This is a genomic window from Mycobacterium barrassiae (genome assembly GCF_025822765.1).
Lineage (GTDB): Bacteria > Actinomycetota > Actinomycetes > Mycobacteriales > Mycobacteriaceae > Mycobacterium > Mycobacterium barrassiae.
In genome coordinates this window covers 39,639-60,197 of sequence record NZ_JACKUK010000016.1, presented here as the reverse complement: position 1 = coordinate 60,197, position 20,559 = coordinate 39,639, and the positions used below count along the sequence as shown (strand labels likewise).

Genomic DNA, 20,559 nt, shown 5'->3' with positions numbered 1-20,559 from the left:
GCGAGCAGACGCGAAATCCCCCTAAAATGCCCCCAAATTGGGTGTGTTCGCGTCTTCTCGCGGGATCCGCTACTTGTCCTTCGCGATCAGCCCGTCGACGATCTTGTTGAAGTCGGCAGTCCCGAACGACACGTATTCGGAGAGGTTCGCGTAGTCCAGTGACGCCATCACCGACTTCTCGAGTTGCAGGTTCATCAGCCGCTTGGTGCTCTCGAGCGCCTGCTGCGGCAACTCCATGATCTTCGTCGCGCACGCGATCGCCTCGGCCAGCGGATCGGCAACGACGTGGTTGGCCATTCCCAGTTCGAGCGCTCGCGCGGCCTTGATCCGGATGCCGGTGAACGCGAATTCCTTGGCGTGCAACAGACTTATCTGCGACGGCCACACCAAGGGCCCACCGTCGGCGGCCACCAACCCGATCGACACATGCGGATCGGCGAAGAATGCGTTCTCGGCCATGTACACGATGTCCGAAAGGGCCGCCAGGCTGCAGCCCAGCCCGACGGCTGGACCGTTGACGGCGGCGATCACCGGGATCCGGCATCGCACCATACCGATGACGAGGTCGCGCCCATGCTTGATCGTCTTCTGACGCAGCGCTTCGTCGTTGCGCAACTCGTCGAGGTAGTTGAAGTCGCCGCCGGCCGAAAAGGCCCGTCCCGCACCGGTGATCACCGCGGCCCGGGCGGAGGTGTCCTCATTGAGCTCTTCCCAGATCTTGGCCAATCCCACGTGCAACGGATCGTTGACCGCATTGAGCTCATCCGGGCGGTTGAGCGTGATGATCCGCAGGCCGCCGTCGGCCTTGACGTCGATCTCGTCCGGCATTCCGTACATCTAGACTCCTAATCCGAGAATCCGCGAAGCGATGATGTTCTTCTGAATCTGTGACGTTCCGCCCATCACGCTCTGCGCACGGCTGTACATGTAGGCGCCGAACAGTTCGGGATCACTGGTGCCCACAGTAGCGAGCGCCGCATGGCCGACGGACTGCTCGACCCAGGTCATCAACAGCTTGTCCAGCGAGCCCTGCGGCCCGTGCGTCATGCCGTCGAGTTGTTCGGAGAGCCGTCGGCGCACGTGCAACCTGAGCATTTCGGTCTGCACCCACGCCCATGCCAACTCTTCGGGCGGCGTGCCGTCCACCCGGGATGCCAACTGGCGCACCAGTTTCCCATAGCGCGCGGAGAAGCCAAGCGTCGACGGTTCGCGCTCATGGCTGACGACCGTCATCGCGAGCTTCCAGCCCTCCCCGAGGCTGCCGACCAGATTCTCGGCCGGGACACGCGCGCCGTCGAAGGTCACCTGGCCGAATTCCTTGGTGACGCCGCTGATCATCTTCAGAGGCCGCTGCTCAACACCGGGCTGATGCATCGAAACGACGAACGCCGAGATCCCGCGATGCTTCGGCACATCCTTGTCAGTCCTCGCCAGCAACAGACACCAGTCGGCGACATCGGAGTAGCTCGTCCAGATCTTGTGACCGTGGATCACGTACTCCCCGGAATCCCCGCCGTCGCGGGTGGCCGTCGTGGTCAGCGAGGCGAGATCCGAACCGGCGCCGGGCTCCGAGAAGCCCTGGCACCACCGCTCGGTGCCGTTGATCATGCCGGGCAGGAATCGCTGCTGCAGTTCCTTGCTTCCATGATGGCCAAACGCCACGACCAGATACCCCAGGCTCGGGCGCGCGGGGGCCCCCGCCTTGGCGATCTCCTCGTCGACGATGACGTCGTACACCGGAGGCAGATCCTGGCCACCGTATTCCTTCGGCCACGACGTACCGAAAAAGCCGGCCTGATACAGCGCCTGGTGCCACTCGCCTTGGGCGGCCCAGTATTCGTCGCCCGACGTCGGGAACTTGCCCTTCTGTTCGATCAGCCAGGCGCGCAGCCGTTCCCGGAACGCGGCTTCCTCCGGCGAATCACGGAAATCCAATGGTCAGCTCCTCCAGCTTGACGGGCCACGTCTCGGTGGCGGACAGCACCCGCCGTAGGTAGACGTGGGCAAGGCACTCCCAGGTGTTGCCGATACCGCCGTGCACCTGGATCGAAGTTTCGCACACGGTCAGCGCCGCACGCGCACAGTAGATCTTGGCCACCCGCGCCACCTCGATGGCCTCCGCGCTCGGCAGTTCATCGACCGCCCACGCGGCGTGGCGCAGCACACTGATCGATCCCTCGATGAGAGCAAGGCTCTCGGCCAGCAGGTGGCCGATCGCCTGATAGGAGCCGATGGTCGCGCCGTACTGTTCGCGGACCTTGGCGTACTCGCACGCCAGCGTATGCGCGCCGCGCGCGGCGCCCACCAGGTCGGCACAGGTCACGGTGAGTGCGAGTGCACGCCACCGGCCGGCGTCCTCCTCCGTCAACTCGCCGAGTTCGAGGGGCGATTCGATCACTCCGGCAAGGCTTTTCGTCAGGTCGACGGCTTCATCATCCGCCGGGGCGGCCGACGGCTCGTGCCCCAGTGCACGCCGCAGGTCGTCGGCAAGCACCGGTCCGATGAACGGCACGTCGACCAGGCCGCGTGCGAACTCCTCGGCGACGATGGCCACCTCGACACCGGATGCGCCATCGGAGCGCAGCGTGCGAAAACCCGTGTCCTCGACGGCCTTCTCCAGCCGAACGCGCCGACTCTCGTCGTCGAGGTCGGCGACCGAGCCAGGGCCGAGATCGTCGGCGAGCTTGGCCGCGGCGTCGCGCAACTGTTGTTGTTCACTTGTCAGACGGACGTCCACAGACGCTCCTTCAACACTCGACGCAATACCTTTCCTGATGGCAGACGAGGTATTTCGTCCACGAACGTGATTTGGCTGGGTCGTTTGTACGAGGCGAGCCGATCGCCGATGAGGGCAGCAAGCTCCTGGGCGTCGACGGAGGCGGACGTCTTGACCGCAGCGACGATCGCCTCGCCGTTCGCCGGATCGGGTACGCCGAACACAGCGCAATCCTCGACCGCCGGATGGCTGTGCAGCACGGCTTCGATCTCGGCAGGTGCGACCTGAAAGCCGCGCACCTTGATCATTTCCTTTGAGCGGTCGGTGATCCGCAACCAGCCCTCGGCGTCTAGGTAGCCGACGTCGCCTGTCCTATACCAGCCGTCCGAAAAGGCTTCGGGGGTGGCCGAATCCGGCAGATACCCGGCCATCACGGTGTCGGACCGCACCTGGATCTCCCCGGGTTCGCCCGGCGCCACCACCTGGCCGGTCTCCAGCGACACCACTCGCAGGTCGACACCCGGGACGGCACGCCCCACGGTGTCGAGGCGGGCGCCGGTCAACTCATTGCACGAGATCACCGGCAGCTCACTGGCGCCGTATGCGGTCACCCAGTTCACCCCCGTCCGGCGCGTGACGACGTCGGCGACGCTCTCGGTGACCGGGGTGGCACACCACATCACATACCGCAGTGAGGACAGGTCGTACTTCTCGAGGTTGGGATGTGCTGCCAGCGCCAAGGCGATCGGTGCCACGGCCATCTCGATGGTGATCCGGTCGGACTCGATGTGCCGCAGCATCTGGTCGATGTCGAAGCGGCTGTGCAACCGGATCCAGGTGCCCGTGTCGAGCGCCATCGCGATGTTGAGCAGCCCGAGGATGTGCGAGGGCGGCGTCATGATCTGCATACGATCCGCCGCGGACAGGCCCAGCGCATCGCGCCAGTGCCGCACCGCCACCGCGAACGAGCCGTGCGTATGGCGCACCGCCTTGGGCATACCGGTGGTGCCCGAACTGAAGACGAAGAGCGCATCGGACTCGGGCGCCTGCGGTTCGACGGCCCGATGGCCGGGCGTGATCGGCTGATCCAACGACAGCATCGACATCAACTCGGCGAGCACCGGATGGTCACCGACCGCATATGTCGGCCTGGTCAGGATGAGGGCATGCTCGACCTCGGTGCGCTTCCACGCCGGGCTGAGCAGGACCGCCGATGCGCCCAGCTGCCAGACGGCCCGCAGCGCGATGACGAATTCGGGCCGATTCGACGACATCAGCGCGACCCGGTCGCCTTGCCCGACGCCGTGTTGCTCGAGGGTGCCGGCCATGCCGCCGGCCAGCGCGTCGAGTTCGGACAGCGTGTACTCACGCTCCTCGAAAGCGAGCGCGATCGCCTCACCCACAGCCTGTCCTCACTCGCCGCTGCCGTCCGTCATGACGCGAATTTGAGAATAGCGTATCATTTAACGAGAATGGTATTCTCTAATTGACAGAACCAATGTGCCAGGAGAGAGGCTTGTGACGGCAGAACCGGCGCCGAGCTCACCCGCCGACGACGGGCAAGTGACCATCGTGCTCGACCGAAAGACGGTATCGGTGCGGCGGGTCCCCAACGAGACTCTCCTGGAAAGCGCACGGCGCGCTGGCCTCGCTCCCCCGTTCTCGTGCGAAGCCGGCAACTGCGGCACCTGCATGGGCAAGCTCGTCGAAGGCAAAGCAACCATGCGTGTCAACGACGCGCTGGACGAGGACGAGGTCGAAGAGGGATACATCCTGACCTGCCAAGCGGTTCCGGACACGGATTCGATCAGCTTCACCTACGACGACTGAGGTGACGTCGGCTCGGCATGTTCGTCGATGCGCGGCGCCGGACGGTATTCGGGGTCATACCCGTCGATGTGGATCGGACTGCCGACCAACCGGAAATCCCCTGCGGTGACGATGACTTCAGGCGTCGCCTCCAGCGCTTCAGGCAGCGTTCGCACGGCGGCGGCCGGAATCCCCAGCGGCCGTAACCTGGCCTCCCAGTGCTTCGCGGTGTCCGCGGCAAGGGCGGCGGCGACGACGGCGAGCACCTCCTCACGGCGGGCCGCTCGTTCGGCCATCGTCGTGAACCCCTCGATCCGCGCCTCCGCGGCGAACGACTTCCAGAATGCGTCGTGCGTGATGAACAACGCGAGGAAACCGTCGGCGGTCGAGAAGAGCTGCGCCGGAACGTAATACGAGTGGGCGCCGTAGGGGTACCGCTGCGGCGCCACGCCGTCGTTCAGATAGGCCGAGGCGCGGTAGTTCAGTTGAGACAGCATCACGTCCCGCAGTGAGACATCGACCTGTCCCCCACGTCCCGAGACGATCTGCGCGAGCAGGCCGAGCGCCGCCGTGAGCCCGGTCGAGTTGTCGGCCGATGAATAGCCCGGCAGGGTCGGCGGATCGTCGGGATTGCCCGTCATCGCCGCCACGCCCGTCGCCGCCTGGATGACGTAGTCGAACGCGGGATTGTCACCGCCGTTCAACCCGAACCCGGTCAGCGCGACGCACACGATCCGGTCGTTGAACTGTCGCAGTGCCTCGTAAGTGAGTCCCAGCCGCTTGATCGCTGAGGGCTTCATATTCACCAGCAGCGCATGCGAATTCGCGACGAGTTCACCGAGGCGCTGACGCCCTTCATCTGAGCGCAGATCCAGGACGATGCTCTGCTTGTTGCGGTTGAGGCTCGCGAAGTAGCTGTCACTGACCTGGCGCGAGATCTCGCCACCAGGCGGTTCGATCTTGATGACCTCGGCACCGAGATCGGCCAGCAGCATGGTCGCGTACGGGCCCGCGAGCATCACTCCGACCTCGAGGATCCGGATGCCCGCCAGTGGTCCGGCTTGGCTCACCGCACGGCCTTGGCGAGTTCGGCGATCACCTCGCGGGTGCGGTATTTCGAGGCGATCAGTTCGTCGCGGTTCTCGCCGATCGGCAGCAGGCGGACCGACAGGTCGGTCACCCCGGCGTCCGCGAACTGGCGGAAGCGCGCGAGGATTGCCTCCTCGTCACCCGCCGCGGTCAGGTCGCCGACGTCGCGCGCGTCGCCGCGATCCAGCAACCGCTGATAGTTCGGCGACGTCTCCGCCTCGGCCAGGATGCGGTTGGCACGCTCCTTGGCGGCCTCGATCTCTGAGTTGGCGCACAAGCACACCGGGATGCCCGCGACGATCCGTGGGGCCGGGCGCCCCGCATTGTCTGCGGCTTTGGTGATGCGCGGCGCGATGTGCTCACCGATTGCGCGCTCGTCGGCCATCCACAGCACCGTGCCGTCGGCGAGTTCCCCTGCGATCTGCAGCATCACGGGTCCGAGCGCGGACACCAGCACCGGCATCGGCGGGTCGGCGGCGAGGACGGTCGGGTTGTGCACGGTGAACGTGTCGTTCTCCACGTCGACGTCGCCGGGGCCGGCGATCGCGGCGTTGAGCACCTCGAGATAGTCGCGGGTGTAGGCCGCCGGCTTCTCGTAGGGGATGCCGAGCATGTCGCGCACGATCCAATGGTGCGACGGACCGACGCCGAGCGCCAGCCGTCCTCCCGTGCCCGCATGAACGGACAACGCCTGGCGCGCCAACGCGATCGGATGCTGCGCCTGCAGCGGCACGACGGCGGTGCCCAGCTCGATTCGCGACGTGCGCGAACCCATCAGGGAGACCATGGTCAGGCAGTCGAAATCGTTGGGCACCTGCGGCATCCACGCGGTGTCCATACCCGCCGCTTCCGCCCACTCGATGTCCTCGAGCAGCTTCTTGACCTTGCGCGCCATATCCCCGCGCTCGGCCCCGATCATCACGCCCAGTCTCATGACGGATCCGCCTTCTGTAACGTCAGCGCCGAATGTGCGCTCACGGCGAAATATGCCCGGGAATTTCGCAGCCAGCGCACGTTCGGCGAATGGGTCACTTCTCCGCCTTCTCGGTCAGCTTGCGGACCTCGCCGACGAGCGTGTCCAGCGGTGTTCCGGTCGGAAAGACCGCGGCCGCACCGGATTCCAGGAGTTTGGGTACGTCGGCCTCCGGGATCGTCCCGCCGACCACGACGGCGATGTCGCCTGCGTCGGCGGCACGCAACGCGTCGACCGTTCGCTTCGTCAGCGCTATGTGCGCACCAGACAGGATCGAAAGCCCCACCAGCGCAACGTCTTCCTGTAGCGCGATGGACACGATGTCCTCGATGCGCTGACGGATGCCGGTGTAGATGACCTCGAAGCCGGCATCGCGCAGCGTGCGTGCCACGATCTTGGCTCCGCGGTCGTGACCGTCCAGACCCGGCTTGGCGACCAGGACACGCGCCGGACTCCCTTGGGCGGTAACGGAATCAGACACTAGAACACCACCGGCTGCTGAAACTCGCCCCACACCGACTTCAGCGTCGACACCATCTCGCCGACGGTGCAGTAGGCGTTGGCACAGTCGATCAGCTTGTGCATGAGGTTGTCATCCCCCTCCGCGGCACGTGACAGCGCCGCCAGCGTTTCCTTGACGGCGACTCCGTCCCGCTCGGCCTTGACCTTAGCCAGCCGCTTCAGCTGCAGATCGCGCCCCTCGGCGTCGAGTTCGTAGGTGGCGATCTCCGGCGGCGGCTCGTCGACGACGAACTTGTTGACCCCGACCACCGGCCGTTCGCCGGACTCGACTTCCTGATGAATCTTGAACGCCTCGTCGGCGATCAGGCCCTGCAGATAACCGTCCTCGATGCAGCGCACCATGCCGCCGTGCTGCTCGAGATCGTGCATGATCTCGATGATCTTCTCCTCGGTGGCGTCCGTGAGTGCCTCGACGAAATACGACCCACCCAGCGGATCGGCCACTTTCGCGACTCCGGTCTCGTACGCCAGGATCTGCTGGGTGCGCAGCGCCAGCGTCGCCGACTCCTCACTGGGCAACGCGAACGGCTCGTCCCACGCGGCGGTGAACATCGACTGCACGCCGCCGAGCACCGAGGCCAGCGCCTCGTAGGCGACGCGGACTAGGTTGTTCTGCGCCTGCGGCGCGTACAGGGACGCCCCGCCGGAGACGCAGCCGAACCGGAACATCGACGCCTTCTCGCTGCTCGCGCCATAGCGTTCGCGCACGATGGTGGCCCAGCGGCGACGACCCGCCCGGTACTTGGCGATCTCCTCGAAGAAGTCGCCATGGGTATAGAAGAAGAACGAGATCTGCGGGGCGAACTTGTCGATGGTCATCCGGCCGCGCTCAACGACGGTGTCGCAGTAGGTGACTCCGTCGGCGAGGGTGAACGCCATCTCCTGAACGGCGTTGGCGCCGGCGTCGCGGAAGTGCGCGCCGGCGACCGAGATCGCGTTGAATCGCGGGACCTCTGCGGCGCAGAACTCGATGGTGTCGGCGATGAGTCGCAGCGACGGCTCCGGCGGCCAGATCCAGGTACCCCGCGACGCGTACTCCTTGAGGATGTCGTTCTGGATGGTGCCGGTCAGTTTCTCCCGGGGCACACCCTTCTTCTCCGCGGCCGCGACATAGAAGGCCAACAGGATCGCGGCGGTGCCGTTGATGGTGAAGCTGGTGCTGATCTTGTCCAGCGGAATCCCGTCGAACAGAATCTCGGCATCGGCCAGCGTGTCGACTGCGACCCCCACGCGGCCGACCTCCTCGCCGTACTCGGCGTCGTCGGAGTCATAGCCGCATTGCGTGGGCAGATCGAGCGCCACCGACAACCCCGTACCGCCCTGGTCCAGCAGGTAACGGTAGCGACGGTTGGACTCCTCGGCGGTGCCGAATCCCGAATATTGGCGGAACGTCCACAGCTTCCCGCGATAACCGCTCGCGAAGTTGCCCCGCGTGAAGGGGTAGGTACCAGGTGCCGGCGGCTCACCGCGTAGGTCGTCCGGTCCATACACGGGCTGGAGCGGGATGCCGGAGGGGGTCTGTACAGGCTCGCTCATCACTCGATAACGTACTTGCAAAAAATGAGAATGCCAATACCGCACGCCGCAAATGTGCAGTCAGCAGGACCCGCGGCAGCATCCAGAACGCGATCGAAGGCCCAGTAAACAGCGATTATGGCACTTGCCTAGAATGAGAACGCCACTACCGGTCCTTTAGAGTCCAAGTAGAATCCAAGCACCGCGCATCCCGAGGAGGCCCATGACGAGCCCAGCACCGTTCACCGATCGCACGCTCGTGGTCTCTGGCGGCAGCCGCGGCATCGGACTGGCGATCGCTCTGGGCGCGGCAAAGCAGGGTGCGAACGTCGTTCTTCTGGCGAAAACGTCCGAACCCCACCCCAAGCTGCCCGGCACCGTGCACACCGCCGTGGCCGACGTGGAGGCCGCGGGCGGAAAGGGCGTCGCGGTCGTCGGCGACGTGCGCAAGGAAGAGGATGTACAGCGCGCGGTGGAGGCGGCCGTCGAGCACTTCGGCGGCATAGACATCGTCATCAACAACGCCAGCGCCATCGCCACCGAACCGACCGAGGAACTGGCCGCCAAGAAGTTCGATCTGATGATGGACATCAACGTGCGCGGGACGTTCCTCCTGACCAAGGCGGCGCTCCCCCACCTGCGGAAGTCCCCGAACGCACACGTCATCACGCTGGCGCCCCCGCTGAACATGAACCCGCACTGGCTGGGTGCACATCCGTCCTACACCTTGTCCAAGTACGGGATGACGTTGCTGTCGCTGGGCTGGGCGGCGGAGTATGCCGATTCCGACATCGGATTCAGCTGCCTCTGGCCCGAGACGTACATCGCTACGGCCGCGGTCGCCAACGCGCCCGGCTTCAAGGAGATGCTGGCCCGGTCACGCGATCCCCAGATCATGGGCGACGCGGCGGTGGCGATCCTGACCCGCCCTGCTGCGGAGGTCAACGGAAAATGCTTCATCGATGTCGAGGCCCTCGCATCGGCGGGTATCACTGATTTGTCCAGCTACGGCGGTGGCGATGACCCCATCCTTGATATCTTCGTCGACAAACCATGAGCATCTCATTGCTGCTGGAGATGGCAGCCTCCACAAACCCGGACCGGACGGCACTGGTGTCCGGCGAGATGCGGCTCACCACAGCCGAACTGAGCCAGCTCGCCGACGGCGGCGCGGGTGTCATCACGGCTGCCGGCACCTCTCACGTGGCCTACGTCGGACTCGGCGGCGCGATGTTGCCTCTGCTGCTGTTCTCCTCGGCGCGCGCGGGCGCAGCCGTCACACCGCTCAACTACCGGCTGAGCGCCGACGGCCTGCGCGAACTGATCGACCGCCTCCCGCAACCGCTGGTGGTCGCGGACGCGGAGTATCTCGACGTCGTCGCGGGAGCAGGCAAGCAGGTGATCAGCTCTGACGAGTTCATCGCGGCGGCCCGCACCGCCGAACCGGCCGCCGAGTTCGCCGACCCCGACGACGTCGGGGTGGTGCTGTTCACGTCGGGCACCACATCGCGCCCCAAAGCCGTTGAGCTCACTCACAACAACCTGACCAGCTATATCACCGGGACGGTCGAGTTCGACGGCGCCGAGCCCGCCGATGCGGCGTTGATCTGTGTGCCGCCGTACCACATCGCAGGGGTCAGCGCCGCGCTGTCGAATCTGTATGCCGGCCGAAAGATGGTGTACCTGCCGCAGTTCGACGCGGCGGAATGGGTGCGTCTGGTCCGCGACGAAGGCGTCACCTCAGCGACCGTCGTACCGACGATGCTGGATCGCATCGTATCGGCGCTGGAAGCAGATCCGGTCGAGTTGCCCACTCTGCGCAACCTGGCATACGGCGGGTCGAAGGTCGCACTTCCGTTGGTGCGCAAAGCACTTGGGCTGTTGCCCGATGTCGGCTTCGCCAATGCCTACGGCCTTACCGAGACGAGTTCGACGATCGCCGTACTCGGCCCCGACGATCACCGCGCAGCCTTGGCCTCCTCCGACGATTCGGTCATCCGGCGACTGGGCTCCGTCGGCCAACCGGTCCCCGGGGTCGAGGTGCAGATCCGCAGTGAGGCCGGCGAAGTCCTCGGCCCCGGCGAAACGGGTGAGCTTTTCGTGCGCGGCGAACAGGTGTCGGGCCGCTACGCCGAGATCGGGTCCGTACTCGACGCCGAGGGGTGGTTCCCCACCAAGGACATCGCCATGCTCGACGAGGAGGGGTACCTGTTCATCGGTGGCCGCTCCGACGACACGATCATCCGCGGCGGCGAGAACATCGCGCCGGCCGAGATCGAGGACGTCCTCGTCGAACATCCGCTGGTGCGCGACTGCGCGGTCGTCGGACCCGAGGATCCCCAGTGGGGCCAGATCATCGTCGCGGTGGTGGTGCCCGACGGCGACTCCACACCTGACCCCGATGAACTCCGCGAGCACGTGCGCGCTCACCTGCGGGGTTCGCGTACTCCCGACCGCGTGGTATTCCGGAACGAACTACCGACCAACGCGACCGGCAAGGTGCTGCGTCGCGAACTGGTTCAGGAACTGACAGCCTCGAATTAACAAGGAGCCGAACATGATCAAGAACGGCACGCGACTGCAGAGCCAGGTCTGCGACACCCAGGTGATCGTCGTGCGCAGCAGCGACAGCCTCGACGACCTGCGCGCGGGCGGGGTTCCGATGGTGCCGCTCGACAGTCAGAAAGATCCGGAGAAGTCTGCCGACGCCACGATCGATCCGGCGTTCTCCGACGGCAATGCGATGGGCAAGCGCTACGTCGACGAGTCCGGCGCCGAGGTGCTGGTGACCAAGGCCGGCGCGGGCACGCTGTCCGTCGGCACGACTCCACTGTCACTCAAGGAAGCCAAGCCGCTGCCCGCGAGCGACTGATACCTTCGGCCATGTGAAGCCCCGCAGGCTGCTCATTCGGTATGCCGCCGGGCTCACGTTCGCGTATCTACTGACGACGGCAGAAGTCGCCGCGCTGGTCATCTCGCTCACCGGTCGCGGCAGGGCCACGCCGACGATCGCCTTCGCCGCCGTGGCGGTGATCATCGTCGGAACCGTGATCGTCGCGGTGGGGGCCGTCCTCATCATCGCGCCGACGCTGCGGTGGCTCGGGGTGCGAGATCCCACGGATGCCGAGCGAAGGTCCGCGCTGAAAATCATGCGCTGGCAATCGGCGATCACGGTCGCGCCGTGGATCGTCGGTGCCGCGGTCATGGTGCCGTTGAACCTCCGTGCGCCAGCCGAGCTACAAGTCGTGATCGCCTCGGCCATCCTGTTCGGCGCCATCGCCACAGTCTGCACCGGCTTCCTGTTCACCCTGCGCACCCTGCGCCCGCTACTCGCAGGTCTGACACGGGATTTCAGCGACATCACTCCGAGCACGGCCCCTGGCGTACGGGCCAGGATGCTGATCATGTGGGCCGTGTGCACGGCTCTGCCCGGCGTGGCCATCGCCTCGCTGCTGACGATGCGGGCAAACGGATGGATCATCCAGAAGACCACGCAGATAGAGCTCGCACTGCTGGTGCTGGCCCTCGTCGCCGTGGTGCTCGGACTTCGGGCGATGATTCTGGTGTCCATCTCGATCTCGGATCCGCTGCGTGAGGTCGTTGACGCCATGGCCGAGGTGGAGCGCGGCGAGATCGACCGGACGTTGGATGTCTACGAATGGTCCGAAATCGGGCGGCTGCAAACCGGATTCAACCGAATGGTCGCCGGATTGCGGGAACGCGAACGGCTACGGGATCTGTTCGGCCGCCATGTCGGCGAAGAGGTGGTGCGCCGCGCCATCGACGAGAACGAATCGGTGTCCGGCGACGAGCGAAACGTCGCGATTCTGTTCATCGATCTGGTCGGCTCGACACAACTCGCGGCGTCGCGTGAACCACACGAGGTCGCGGCCGTGCTCAACGAATTCTTTCGGATGGTCGTCGACCAGGTCGATGCAAACAACGGACTGGTCAACAAGTTCCAGGGTGACGCGGTGCTCGCCGTTTTCGGCGCGCCGCTGCGGACGGACGATCCAGCGTCGGCGGCACTGGCAACCGCCCGCAACCTCGCTGTCGAACTCCGCAGACTCCCTGTTGATTTCGGCATCGGTGTCTCAGCAGGCCCGGTGTTCGCCGGCAATATCGGCGCGGAGAACCGCTACGAATACACCGTCGTCGGCGACGCCGTCAACGAGGCCGCGCGGCTTGCCGACCTCGCCAAGGACCATGTCGGCAGGGTGCTGTGTTCCGGCGCCGCGATCGAGCAGGCAGCCGAAGCGGAACGCGCGCACTGGGCGCCGCACGGTTCTGAGATCCTGCGCGGGCGTTCGGTCCCGACGGAGATCTCCGCACCTGCAGGTTAGGTCTCCCGCGCGAAGGGGAATGCACGTGTATGACCTTGCGGGCTGCGCAGACCCCTGCCGCTGATCGCCTCCGCATTCGGGCCGGCGAGCACACCGGCCCCACGAGTGGGCTCGCGCCGGGTTTCGCGCAGGCCAACCTCGTGATCCTGCCTGCTGACGAAGCACTCGACTTCCTCCGGTTCTGTGTTCGCAACCCGAAACCGTGTCCGCTGCTCGAGGTGCCCGACACCGGGTCACCGCACCCGAGGGCTCTCGCCCCCGACGCCGATCTGCGGACCGACCTGCCCCGCTACCGGGTATTCCGGAATGGTCAGCTGATCTGCGAGCCGACCGACATCACCGAGCACTGGCGGACGGATCTGGTGGCGTTCCTGCTCGGGTGCTCGTTCACGTTCGAATGGGCGCTGGCCGCCGCCGGTCTGCCGATCGCACACCAGGTACAGGGTGTGAACGTACCGATGTACGTCACCGACCGGCGCTGCAGTCCCGCGGGTGCGTTCGACGGTCCGCTGGTGGTGTCGATGCGACCGTTCCCGCCCGACGCCATCCCCCGCGTCGTCGAGATCTCCGCCCGGTTTCCCGCCATGCACGGCGCCCCGGTACATATCGGCGACCCGACCGAAATCGGCATCGACGACCTGGCGAAACCGGACTTCGGCGACGCGGTACGAGTCGGTGCTGATGAAGTGCCTGTCTTCTGGGCTTGCGGCGTAACCCCGCAGGCCGTCGCCATCGAGGCACGGCCGCCACTGGCGATCTTTCACGCACCCGGCCACATGTTCGTCACTGATCGACGCCACCTCGACTTCGACATCAAGGAGGGTCATGACCATCCATGAGGCGCCCCACCGCCGACGCGACAGCGACCCCAAGATGGTCCGAAAAGCGGTGCGCGGTGCCGCAATCGGCAACACGGTCGAGTGGTACGACTTCGCGATCTACAGCACTCTCGCGACATACATCGCCGACAAGTTCTTCCCCTCCGGCGACGAGACAGCGGCACTCCTCAGCACCTTCGCCGTCTTCGCCGCCGCCTTCTTCATGCGACCGCTCGGCGGATTCTTCTTCGGCCCACTCGGCGACCGGATCGGCCGGCAACGGGTGCTGGCACTTGTCATCATCCTGATGTCGGGGTCGACATTCATCATCGGCCTGGTGCCGAGCTACGAGTCCATCGGCGTCGCCGCGCCCCTGCTGCTGTTGTTACTCCGCTGCGTGCAGGGCTTTTCGGCGGGCGGCGAATACGGCAGCGGCGCGTGCTATCTTGCGGAGTTCGCACCCGATAGGCACCGAGGGTTCGTGGTGTCCTTCCTGGTTTGGTCGGTCGTCGTCGGCTTCCTGCTGGGCTCGCTGACCGTCACCGGGCTGGAAACACTACTGCCCGCAACGGCAATGGAGTCCTACGGTTGGCGGATCCCCTTCCTCATCGCCGGCGTGTTGGGCGTGGTCGGCCTCTACATCCGGCTGCGACTCGGGGACACCCCCGAGTTCGAGACCCTGCGCGACGAAGGCGAGGTCGCGTCCTCGCCGCTGCGCGAGGCGCTCACGACGTCGTGGCGACCGATCCTGCAGATCGCCGGTCTGGTGGTTATTCACAACGTCGGGTTCTATGTCGTCTTCACCTACCTGCCAACGTATTTCACCAAGACGCTTGAGTTCACCAAGACCAATGCCTTCGTCTCGATCACCATCGCCAGCATCGTCGCGATCATCCTCATCCCGCCGCTGGGTGCGCTGTCGGACCGCGTCGGCCGCAAACCTCTGCTGATCGCGGGCGCGGTCGGATTCGCGGTATTCGCCTATCCGCTGTTCATGTTGCTCAACACCGGGTCACTGGCCGCGGCGATCGCGGCGCACGCATGCCTGGCCGCCATCGAGGCGGTCTTCGTATCCGCGTCGTTGGCGGCAGGAGCGGAACTGTTCGCGACCCGGGTGCGCTCCAGCGGCTATTCGATCGGTTACAACGTGTCCGTCGCCGTGTTCGGCGGCACCGCACCGTACGTGGCGACCTGGCTGGTGGACCGGACCGGCAACGTGACCGCACCCGCCTACTACGTCATCGCCGCGGCGATCATCACCCTCGCCACCGTGATGACCATGCGGGAGACGGCCGCTCAGCCGCTGCGGCATACGGTGCGCACATAGCGCACGCGAGATAGCTCGGTAGTCCGTCGCAGGATTGCCGTTCTGCCTATGCTTGCCCGCGATGAGGGACGCGCGCGCAGCGGCCAAGGATCGCGACTGATCTAAGGGACCGGACATGTCGACACCGAAACGGGCCACCTCTCCGCTGCGGGTGGCACTGGCGAGCTTCATCGGCACCACGGTCGAGTTCTACGACTTCCTCATCTACGGCACCGCCGCGGCACTGGTCTTCCCGAAACTGTTCTTCCCCAACGTCTCACCGGCATCGGGGCTGTTGCTGTCGTTCGCGACGTTCGGGGTCGGCTTTGTCGCCAGGCCGCTGGGCGGAATCGTTTTCGGCCACTTCGGTGATCGCGTGGGGCGCAAGCGCATGCTCGTCTATTCGCTGCTCATCATGGGCACCGCCACGGTGCTGATGGGGCTACTGCCCACCTTCTCCCACATCGGCCTCGCCGCCCCGATCCTGTTGACGCTGTTGCGTCTTGCGCAGGGGTTCGCGGTCGGTGGCGAATGGGGTGGGGCGACGCTCATGGCCGTCGAACACGCGTCGGCAGAACGCAAGGGCCTGTACGGGGCGTTTCCGCAGATGGGCGCTCCCGCCGGTACTGCGACCGCGACACTGGCCTTCTACACCATCTCCCTGCTTCCCGACGAGCAGTTCATGGCGTGGGGATGGCGGATACCGTTCCTCGCGAGCGCCGTTCTGATCGCCATCGGCCTGGTGATCCGCCTTTCGCTGTCCGAGAGTCCGGACTTCGATGCGCTGACGAAACGATCGGCCGTCGCTCGAGTGCCGATCGCCGATGCGTTCCGCAAGCATTGGAAGCAGATTCTGCTCGTCGCCGGCGCATACCTGTCACAGGGCGTGTTCGCGTACATCTGTGTGGCGTATCTCGTGTCGTACGGCACGACCGTCGCCGGAATCGACCGGACACAGGCACTCTTTGGCGTGTTTGTCGCCGCCGTGGTGGCGGTGGTGACCTACCCGATCTTCGGCGCACTGTCGGACACCTACGGCCGCAAGCCGGTCTTTCTGTCGGGCGTCGTGCTGATGGGCCTTTCGATCGCACCGGCATTTGCGTTGATCAATACCGGTAAGCCGCTGCTGTTCCTGGCGGCTCTGCTGCTGGTGTTCGGGTTTGCGATGGCACCCGCCGCGGGGGTGACGGGTTCGCTGTTCAGCCTCGCGTTCGACCCCGACGTTCGGTACAGCGGCGTATCGATCGGCTACACGCTGTCGCAGGTGCTCGGTTCCGCTTTCGCGCCGACGATCGCGGCAGCGCTGTACGCCGCGACGAAGACGAGCAACTCGATCGTCGCCTATCTCGTTGTGGTGTCGGTCATCTCCGCGGTGTCGGCGTGGTTCCTTCCCGAGGGCAACACACGTGCGGTGTCCTCGTGAAGACATGGCAACTGGTGGCGCGCACCACCACCGCCGGCGCCATTTCGGCGGTACGGCCGGGCGGGCGTGTCATCCAGGTGGGGCTCGGGCGCAACGAGGCGACGATCTCCACCGCGGAGTTGGTGCTCAAGGCCGTCACGCTCCGCGGCGCCCGCGGCGGACGCGTACAGGATCTGGAAACGGTGCTTGACCTCATCGCCAAAGGCGACTTGGCAATCCACACATCCGAGATCGGCTTCGACGACATACCCGACGCCATCGAACGACTCACGACCGGCGATGTCGTCGGCCGCCTCGTCGCAGTGCTCGACTGACGCTTACGCCTTCGCGAGCTGCTTCTCGTGGTAGAGCCGTGCCCACTCGGCGCGCGGCCGGATCGACACATCGACGTCGGCTGCCTTGGCGCGCAGAGCTTTTACCGTCGCCTGCTCGCGCGGCGTCAGCTTGAACGGATCCCACGTGAAGAAGTTGCACGCGTTCTGCCACGTGATCTTGTTGATGTCGCTGTCGTCGGCGCCCGCGGCGGTCAGCTCGGCCAGCACCTGCTCGGGCGCATCGGGCCAGAAGCAGTCCGAGTGCGGGTAGTCGCACTCCCAGGCGATGATGTCGATACCGATCTCGTGGCGCAGTTTCAGCGACGTCTTGTCGGTGACGTAGCAGGCCAGGGAATGCTCGCGGAACACGTCGGACGGCAGCTTGTCACCGAAGTCGCGGCGCAGCCACTTCTGGTTCGTGTAGTGCCGGTCGCTGCGATCCAAATAGAAAGGAATCCAACCGATTCCGCCCTCGGAGAAGGCGAACTTCAGATCCGGGTAATTGCGCATCGCAGGACCCCACAGCAGATCTTGCGCACACATCGCCGACACCTGGGTGGCCAGAATGATGAGATTGTCGATCGGTGCGTTCGGCGCCATGCTGATCGCGCCGAACCCGGTGCCGATGTGCAGGCACATCACCACGTTCTCCTCTGAGAGGGTGGTGAACACCGGGCCCCAGTAGTCCTCGTCGTGATAACTCGGAAGGCCTTCCAGATGTGGCAATTCCGGCATCGTGACCGCCCGGCAGCCCTTCGCGGCGACGCGGCGGATCTCGGCGCACATCGCCTCCGGATTCCACGTCGGCAGGATCGCGATCGGAATGAAGCGATCCGGGTAGGACCCGGCCCATTCGTCGATATGCCAGTCGTTGTAGGCCGACACCATCACCAAGGTGACGTTCTCGCGCGTCATGTTGAGGTGCCTTGCGGAGAAGCCCGTGAATGTCGGGAAGCACATCGACGCCAGGATGCCGTTGCGGTTCATGTCCCGGACCCGCTCGTGCACGTCGTACACGCCGGGCCGCATCTCGGCGAAACCGGCGGGGTCGCGGCCCCACTCCTCGGCCGGCCAGGACACCACCGCGTTCAGCCCGCTGACGCCCTGCGGCCGACCCTGATACATCCACTGATCGACTCCCTTGTCGTCGGTGACGACGATCGGGGCCTCCTCCTTGTACTTCTCCGGCACGTGGTTGAGGAACATGTCGGGCGGCTCGACGACGTGGTCGTCGATGCTCACCAGGATCAGGTCGTCTGGGCTCATGACTTAAATAGTACCGTCTAGCTTCATGACCGTCTCTGCGCTATCGGACAGGGATTTGGCCGAAACGGCCAGAGTTCCCCGGCGCGTGATCGAACTGCGTCGCGGTGGGCGCGCGCTCGGGGGCAGCTACCTGTACGAGGGCGACGGCCTGATCACCGGCTGGCATTCCCACGAGGTGCACCAGATCGAGTACGCCCTGCACGGCGTGGTCGAAGTCGAGACCGACTCCGCGCACTATCTGCTGCCACCCCAGCAGGCGGCCTGGATACCGGCCGGCCTCGAGCATCAGGCGGTGATGAATCCGGATGTGAAGACGGTCGCGGTGATGTTCGATCCGGCGCTCGTGGCGGCGCCGGGTGATCGCGCCCGCATCCTCGCGGTGTCGCCGTTGATCCGGGAGATGATGGTCTACGCACTGCGATGGCAGATAGACCGCCCCAACGGCGATGCCGAGTCCGACAGCTTCTTCCGCACATTGGCCAATCTGGTCACCGAGGCCTTGGACCATGAGGCTCCGCTGTCCTTGCCGACGTGTGACCATCCGATCGTGGCAGCGGCAATGGCCTTCACGAAGGAGCATCTGGACTCGGTCAGCGCCGAGGAGGTGGCCCGGGCGGTATCGGTGTCAGAACGAACACTGCGCCGTCTGTTTCAGGAGACACTCGGATTATCTTGGCGGACATATCTTTTGCATGCGCGCATGTTGCGGGCGATGGCGCTGCTGGCCGGGCCGGGACAGTCGGTGCAAGGTGCGGCGTCGGCGGTCGGCTTCGAGAGCCTCAGCTCGTTCACTAGGGCATTCACACAGTTTTGCGGCGAGACTCCGAGCTCCTATCGCAAAAGGGTTGCGGGCGAAGCGGTTTGACTTAGATGTCGCTCGGTCGCGGATAAAGTCCCTCTCGCAGCAGCGTATTGACGGAGTTCTGCCACCGGTCCAGTTGTTCAGGCGTCGTAAAGGCGTCCGGCATCTGCCGCTCGATATGGCCGCGCACGATGAGAGTGCCAACCGCCAGCACCAGCGAGTTCACCGACGCCCACGTCACGTCGATGTCGTCGCGAGCTTCGCCGCGCTCTTTCCGCGCCGCCCACCGGGCCGTCCCGAACGCATAGAGGGTGTCCCAAATCGTGTTGCCCAACTGGCTGCCGTCGATGAGCGCGCGACCGAAGTAGTCCACGACGTGGGGATGCTCGAGGAGCAGCGTGGTGACGCGGCTGCCCATGTCGGCGATGGAATCCCGCGGCTGCACCGAGGCCGGCTGCTGCGCCACAACGTCGATCACCACTCCCAGGACGTAGTCGTCGACGGCTTTGATCAGACCCGCCTTCGTCTGGAAATGATGCTGGACGAGGCCGAGCGAAACACCGGCGTCGGCCGCGACAGAACGCAGCGACGTTGCCGCCGCACCCTTGGTCGCGAAGCTCTTCAACGCCGCCCGACGGATCCGCTCGAGCTTCTTTAGTTCGTCGCCGCCGACGTGCTCGCGGTTCGTCACTGCCGTCATCGGGCAGCTACTTCGGTGATCACAGGCTTAGATTAGACAATACAGACGTATTGTGTCTACCATACAAACGTATTGCTGGGGGGGCTGGCATTCGGGGAGGACAGAGCAATGCGAAACCAGGCACGACCAAGGGCAGGCGCACATCTGCGCGCAGTGGATGTGTCCGAGGCCCCTGCTGTCATCGAGGGGTCACCGATCGGGGTCTGCACGCAGGACCCCGATCGGTGGACGACGACGGTCGACGAAGGCGCGAAGGCCCTGTGCCGAACCTGCCCGCTTCGGTGGCGCTGCGCTCAGGAAGCGTGCTTGACGCCGGGGGCCGAAGGGGTGTGGGCCGGCATCCTGATACCTGAAGGAGGACGTGCACGACGATTCGCACTGAAGCAGCTGCGGTCGTTGGCCGAGCAGAACGGATATCCAGTACGAAAGACGGGCTAGCGCGGCGAATGCAAGGATGGTCAGCCATGACACGTTCGTATGCGCTCGAACCCGCTGACAGTGATTTCCTGGCCACGGCACCGCACATCTTCCGCTATCACAAGCGATATGCCGCGCCGCCCGAAAAGGTATGGGAATCACTCGTTTCCGACGAGTCGCTCGCTGCCTGGGGGCCGATGATCAAGGACGTCACATGGACCTCGCCCCGTCCGTTCGGAGTGGGCACCACGCGTGACGTCACGGCTCCCGGCGGATCCGTGATGCGGGAGCGCTTTTTCCAGTGGGAGGACGGACACAGCAAGTCGTTCTACGTCTACGAGTCCGCGCTGCCGGTGTTCAAGCGCTTCGCCGAGCACTACCTCGTCGAACCGGCCGGAACCGAGACGCTGTTCACCTGGACGCTGGCGGTGGAACCGAAGCCGGCGTTCGCCCTGCCGGTCAAGCTGCTGGCGCCGCTGCTGAAGGCCGGCTTCGGGCGGATACCGGCAGGCGGTCAGAAGTACTTCGCGGAGCGGAGCTAGGTCG

At 65.4% G+C, this 20,559-nt stretch carries 22 protein-coding genes; 12 read left to right on the top strand and 10 right to left on the bottom strand.

Annotated features, from left to right (window positions below; genetic code table 11):
- Positions 1–69: 69 nt before the first annotated feature.
- From H7J93_RS06140 to H7J93_RS06125, 4 genes are read right to left on the bottom strand one after another with little or no spacing between them, the layout of a single operon-like run.
- Entirely contained in the window at positions 70–837 is a 768-nt protein-coding gene (locus tag H7J93_RS06140; RefSeq protein ID WP_267305409.1) for an enoyl-CoA hydratase/isomerase family protein, read from the bottom strand.
- The gene (locus H7J93_RS06135; protein ID WP_267305408.1) at positions 838–1,935 is read right to left on the bottom strand and encodes an acyl-CoA dehydrogenase family protein; all 1,098 of its coding nucleotides are present in this window, start codon (positions 1,933–1,935) and stop codon (positions 838–840) included. It abuts the gene before it with no gap.
- On the bottom strand, positions 1,922–2,737 hold the full coding sequence (locus H7J93_RS06130) for an acyl-CoA dehydrogenase family protein (protein WP_267305407.1): 816 nt from the start codon (positions 2,735–2,737) through the stop codon (positions 1,922–1,924). The genes H7J93_RS06135 and H7J93_RS06130 overlap by 14 nt, the downstream gene beginning before the upstream one ends.
- On the bottom strand, positions 2,722–4,119 hold the full coding sequence (locus tag H7J93_RS06125; RefSeq protein ID WP_267305406.1) for a class I adenylate-forming enzyme family protein: 1,398 nt from the start codon (positions 4,117–4,119) through the stop codon (positions 2,722–2,724). The genes H7J93_RS06130 and H7J93_RS06125 overlap by 16 nt, the downstream gene beginning before the upstream one ends.
- A gap of 115 nt (positions 4,120–4,234) precedes the next feature.
- On the opposite strand from H7J93_RS06125, the gene H7J93_RS06120 reads away from it, so the two are divergent.
- Entirely contained in the window at positions 4,235–4,546 is a 312-nt protein-coding gene (locus tag H7J93_RS06120; protein WP_083154565.1) for a 2Fe-2S iron-sulfur cluster-binding protein, read from the top strand.
- Here the strand turns inward: H7J93_RS06120 and H7J93_RS06115 are convergent.
- The 4 genes from H7J93_RS06115 to H7J93_RS06100 all read right to left on the bottom strand — a co-directional run bounded on the left by H7J93_RS06115 (position 4,534) and on the right by H7J93_RS06100 (position 8,645).
- Positions 4,534–5,595, bottom strand: a complete 1,062-nt coding sequence (locus H7J93_RS06115; RefSeq protein ID WP_267305405.1) for a CaiB/BaiF CoA transferase family protein — start codon at positions 5,593–5,595, stop codon at positions 4,534–4,536. The genes H7J93_RS06120 and H7J93_RS06115 overlap by 13 nt on opposite strands.
- Complete coding sequence (locus tag H7J93_RS06110; protein ID WP_267305404.1) at positions 5,592–6,548, bottom strand: LLM class F420-dependent oxidoreductase; 957 nt, start codon at positions 6,546–6,548, stop codon at positions 5,592–5,594. Before H7J93_RS06110 ends, H7J93_RS06115 begins: the two co-directional genes overlap by 4 nt.
- Positions 6,549–6,642: 94 nt before the next feature.
- Complete coding sequence (locus tag H7J93_RS06105) at positions 6,643–7,068, bottom strand: cobalamin B12-binding domain-containing protein (RefSeq protein WP_267305403.1); 426 nt, start codon at positions 7,066–7,068, stop codon at positions 6,643–6,645.
- Positions 7,068–8,645: a methylmalonyl-CoA mutase family protein gene (locus H7J93_RS06100; protein ID WP_267305402.1), complete on the bottom strand. Its 1,578-nt coding sequence runs from the start codon at positions 8,643–8,645 to the stop codon at positions 7,068–7,070. Before H7J93_RS06100 ends, H7J93_RS06105 begins: the two co-directional genes overlap by 1 nt.
- A gap of 202 nt (positions 8,646–8,847) precedes the next feature.
- Here H7J93_RS06100 and H7J93_RS06095 point away from each other — a divergent pair, with 202 nt between their 5' ends.
- The 8 genes from H7J93_RS06095 (at position 8,848) to H7J93_RS06060 (ending at position 16,828) form a co-directional block, all read left to right on the top strand.
- Positions 8,848–9,681, top strand: a complete 834-nt coding sequence (locus H7J93_RS06095; protein ID WP_267305401.1) for an SDR family oxidoreductase — start codon at positions 8,848–8,850, stop codon at positions 9,679–9,681.
- A complete protein-coding gene (locus H7J93_RS06090; RefSeq protein ID WP_267305400.1) occupies positions 9,678–11,168 on the top strand; it encodes a class I adenylate-forming enzyme family protein in 1,491 nt (496 codons plus the stop codon). The genes H7J93_RS06095 and H7J93_RS06090 overlap by 4 nt, the downstream gene beginning before the upstream one ends.
- A 13-nt stretch (positions 11,169–11,181) precedes the next feature.
- Complete coding sequence (locus H7J93_RS06085; RefSeq protein ID WP_267305399.1) at positions 11,182–11,496, top strand: hypothetical protein; 315 nt, start codon at positions 11,182–11,184, stop codon at positions 11,494–11,496.
- Between the two features lie 13 nt (positions 11,497–11,509).
- On the top strand, positions 11,510–12,967 hold the full coding sequence (locus tag H7J93_RS06080; RefSeq protein ID WP_267305398.1) for an adenylate/guanylate cyclase domain-containing protein: 1,458 nt from the start codon (positions 11,510–11,512) through the stop codon (positions 12,965–12,967).
- A 29-nt stretch (positions 12,968–12,996) separates the two neighbouring features.
- Complete coding sequence (locus tag H7J93_RS06075) at positions 12,997–13,806, top strand: putative hydro-lyase (protein ID WP_267305397.1); 810 nt, start codon at positions 12,997–12,999, stop codon at positions 13,804–13,806.
- Positions 13,793–15,112, top strand: coding sequence for an MFS transporter (locus H7J93_RS06070; RefSeq protein WP_267305396.1), 1,320 nt, complete (start codon positions 13,793–13,795; stop codon positions 15,110–15,112). The genes H7J93_RS06075 and H7J93_RS06070 overlap by 14 nt, the downstream gene beginning before the upstream one ends.
- Positions 15,113–15,227: 115 nt before the next feature.
- Positions 15,228–16,514, top strand: a complete 1,287-nt coding sequence (locus H7J93_RS06065; RefSeq protein WP_267305395.1) for an MFS transporter — start codon at positions 15,228–15,230, stop codon at positions 16,512–16,514.
- Positions 16,511–16,828 carry a zinc-binding dehydrogenase gene (locus tag H7J93_RS06060; protein ID WP_267305394.1) on the top strand — a complete coding sequence of 106 codons (318 nt, stop codon included), beginning with the start codon at positions 16,511–16,513 and terminating at the stop codon, positions 16,826–16,828. Before H7J93_RS06065 ends, H7J93_RS06060 begins: the two co-directional genes overlap by 4 nt.
- Before the next feature lie 3 nt (positions 16,829–16,831).
- Here H7J93_RS06060 and H7J93_RS06055 read toward each other — a convergent pair whose 3' ends face one another.
- Complete coding sequence (locus H7J93_RS06055) at positions 16,832–18,094, bottom strand: amidohydrolase family protein (protein WP_267305393.1); 1,263 nt, start codon at positions 18,092–18,094, stop codon at positions 16,832–16,834.
- Between the two features lie 25 nt (positions 18,095–18,119).
- Between H7J93_RS06055 and H7J93_RS06050 the strand changes: the two genes are divergently transcribed.
- Entirely contained in the window at positions 18,120–18,959 is an 840-nt protein-coding gene (locus H7J93_RS06050; RefSeq protein ID WP_267305392.1) for an AraC family transcriptional regulator, read from the top strand.
- Between the two features lies 1 nt (position 18,960).
- Here the strand turns inward: H7J93_RS06050 and H7J93_RS06045 are convergent, their stop codons facing one another.
- A complete protein-coding gene (locus H7J93_RS06045; protein WP_267305391.1) occupies positions 18,961–19,596 on the bottom strand; it encodes a TetR/AcrR family transcriptional regulator in 636 nt (211 codons plus the stop codon).
- A 180-nt stretch (positions 19,597–19,776) separates the two neighbouring features.
- Here H7J93_RS06045 and H7J93_RS06040 point away from each other — a divergent pair, with 180 nt between their 5' ends.
- Together H7J93_RS06040 and H7J93_RS06035 are read left to right on the top strand one after the other, a co-directional pair.
- Positions 19,777–20,034 (top strand): WhiB family transcriptional regulator, encoded by a 258-nt coding sequence (locus H7J93_RS06040; protein ID WP_372507822.1) that lies wholly within the window; start codon positions 19,777–19,779, stop codon positions 20,032–20,034.
- Between the two features lie 26 nt (positions 20,035–20,060).
- On the top strand, positions 20,061–20,555 hold the full coding sequence (locus tag H7J93_RS06035) for an SRPBCC family protein (RefSeq protein ID WP_267305389.1): 495 nt from the start codon (positions 20,061–20,063) through the stop codon (positions 20,553–20,555).
- The last annotated feature ends 4 nt before the right edge of the window (positions 20,556–20,559 follow it).

Coding starts and splice junctions, on each gene's coding strand:
- H7J93_RS06140 (WP_267305409.1), bottom strand. CDS start 837: ATGTACGGAATGCCGGACGAGATCGACGTCAAGGCCGACGGCGGCCTG.
- H7J93_RS06110 (WP_267305404.1), bottom strand. CDS start 6,548: ATGAGACTGGGCGTGATGATCGGGGCCGAGCGCGGGGATATGGCGCGC.
- H7J93_RS06100 (WP_267305402.1), bottom strand. CDS start 8,645: ATGAGCGAGCCTGTACAGACCCCCTCCGGCATCCCGCTCCAGCCCGTG.
- H7J93_RS06095 (WP_267305401.1), top strand. CDS start 8,848: ATGACGAGCCCAGCACCGTTCACCGATCGCACGCTCGTGGTCTCTGGC.
- H7J93_RS06090 (WP_267305400.1), top strand. CDS start 9,678: ATGAGCATCTCATTGCTGCTGGAGATGGCAGCCTCCACAAACCCGGAC.
- H7J93_RS06085 (WP_267305399.1), top strand. CDS start 11,182: ATGATCAAGAACGGCACGCGACTGCAGAGCCAGGTCTGCGACACCCAG.
- H7J93_RS06075 (WP_267305397.1), top strand. CDS start 12,997: ATGACCTTGCGGGCTGCGCAGACCCCTGCCGCTGATCGCCTCCGCATT.
- H7J93_RS06070 (WP_267305396.1), top strand. CDS start 13,793: ATGACCATCCATGAGGCGCCCCACCGCCGACGCGACAGCGACCCCAAG.
- H7J93_RS06065 (WP_267305395.1), top strand. CDS start 15,228: ATGTCGACACCGAAACGGGCCACCTCTCCGCTGCGGGTGGCACTGGCG.
- H7J93_RS06055 (WP_267305393.1), bottom strand. CDS start 18,094: ATGAGCCCAGACGACCTGATCCTGGTGAGCATCGACGACCACGTCGTC.
- H7J93_RS06050 (WP_267305392.1), top strand. CDS start 18,120: ATGACCGTCTCTGCGCTATCGGACAGGGATTTGGCCGAAACGGCCAGA.
- H7J93_RS06045 (WP_267305391.1), bottom strand. CDS start 19,596: ATGACGGCAGTGACGAACCGCGAGCACGTCGGCGGCGACGAACTAAAG.
- H7J93_RS06035 (WP_267305389.1), top strand. CDS start 20,061: ATGACACGTTCGTATGCGCTCGAACCCGCTGACAGTGATTTCCTGGCC.